The sequence below is a fragment of the Mycolicibacterium novocastrense genome (genome assembly GCF_001570485.1).
In the GTDB taxonomy this organism is placed as follows: domain Bacteria; phylum Actinomycetota; class Actinomycetes; order Mycobacteriales; family Mycobacteriaceae; genus Mycobacterium; species Mycobacterium novocastrense.
In genome coordinates this window covers 1-1,724 of record NZ_BCTA01000031.1, presented here as the reverse complement: position 1 = coordinate 1,724, position 1,724 = coordinate 1, and the positions used below count along the sequence as shown (strand labels likewise).

At 65.5% G+C, this 1,724-nt stretch carries 1 protein-coding gene; it reads left to right on the top strand.

Annotation, left to right across the window (positions count from 1 at the left end; translation table 11 throughout):
- A partial coding sequence (locus RMCN_RS12960; protein WP_165604438.1) for a condensation domain-containing protein occupies nucleotides 1–1,671 on the top strand: 1,671 nt, incomplete at its 5' end.
- Nucleotides 1,672–1,724: the final 53 nt, after the last annotated feature.

The window sequence follows — 1,724 nt, the reverse complement described above, 5'->3', positions numbered from 1 at the left end:
GGTGTGGGGGTGGGGGTGGGTTATGTGGGTCGTGCGGGGTTGACCGCGGCCCGGTTTGTGGCGTGTCCGTTCGGGCCGGCGGGGTCGCGGATGTATCGCACTGGGGATGTGGTGCGTTGGCGTGCTGATGGGCAGCTTGATTATTTGGGTCGGGCCGATGAGCAGGTCAAGGTTCGTGGGTATCGCATCGAACTGGGCGAGATCCAATCGGCGTTGCTGGGCGTCGATGGGGTGGGGCAGGCGGCGGTGGTTGCGCGTGAGGATCGTCCCGGTGATAAGCGCCTGGTGGGTTATGTCACCCAAACACCGGGCTGCACGGTCGATTCCGTTCATGTGCGCAGTGTGCTGGGCGAGTGTTTGCCGGCGTATATGGTGCCCGCGGCGGTGGTGGTGGTTGGGGCGTTGCCGTTGACGGTCAACGGCAAGCTCGATGTGCGTGCGTTGCCGGCGCCGGGGTATGGCGGTGCGGGATACCGGGCGCCTGGTGATGCGGTTGAGGAGGTCCTGGCCGGGATTTATGCCGAGGTGTTGGGTCTGGATCGGGTGGGTGTCGATGACTCGTTCTTCGATCTGGGTGGGGACAGCATCTCCTCGATGCAGGTGGTGGCCCGGGCGCGTGCGGCGGGGTTGGTGTGTCGCCCGCGTGACATTTTCGTCGAGCAGACGGTGGCCCGGCTGGCGCGGGTGGCCGAGTCGGTCCAGGGCGCTACCGGTGTGGTCGATGAGGGCACCGGGCCGGTGGCCGCGACTCCGATCATGGGCTGGTTGACCCACCGGGATGGCCCCATTGAGCAGTTCAACCAGACGGTGGTGCTGCAGGCCCCCGGTGGGGTCACCGAGTCCGATGTGGTTGTGCTGGTGCAGGCGCTGCTGGACCGACACGCGATGTTGCGGTTGCGTGCCGAGCGTGACGGCCAGGGCGGATGGTCATTCGTCGTTGCTGAACCCGGGTCGGTGGGTGTCTGTGTGCGGTCGGTGCAGGTGTTCTCCGATGAGGCGTTGGTGGCGGCGCGGTCGCGGTTGGATCCGGGTGCGGGGGTGATGCTCAGCGCCGTGTGGGTGAGTGCGACACGGCAGTTGGTGTTGGTCGTTCATCATTGGGCTGTTGATGCGGTGTCGTGGCGGATCCTGGTCGAGGACCTCAATATCGCCTGGGGCCAGCACCATAGTGGGCAGCCGATCACCCTGGCGGTGGTGGGGACCTCGTTTGCCCGCTGGTCAGCACTGCTGGCCGAGCATGCCCGCAGCCCTGAGGTTGTGGATCACGCTGCGGCCTGGCGGCAGGTATCGGCGGCTGGGGCTGCACTGCCCGGGCCCCAGCCCGCTGATACTTATGCCGGTGCTGGGCAGTGGTCGGTGTCGTTGGACACCGAGACCACCGCGGTGTTGGTGGGGCAGGTGCCCGCGGCGTTTCACACCGGTATCCACGAGATTTTGTTGATCGCGTTGGCGATCGCGGTGGGTGAGTTTGTTGGTGCCGGTGGGCCGGTGGGTATCGATGTGGAGGGCCACGGCCGTGATGACGGCATCGCGGCCGGGGTGGATCTGACCCGCACGGTGGGCTGGTTCACCACCAAATACCCCGTGGCCCTGGACATCCGTCGATTGTCGTGGGCGCAGGTCACCGCCGGGAGCCTGTCACGAATTTTGTGTAAGTCAGAGGTGATTTGACTACGAATTGTATTCTAACACAACGGAAGTCGCCCTGGAAACAGCTTGGCGAG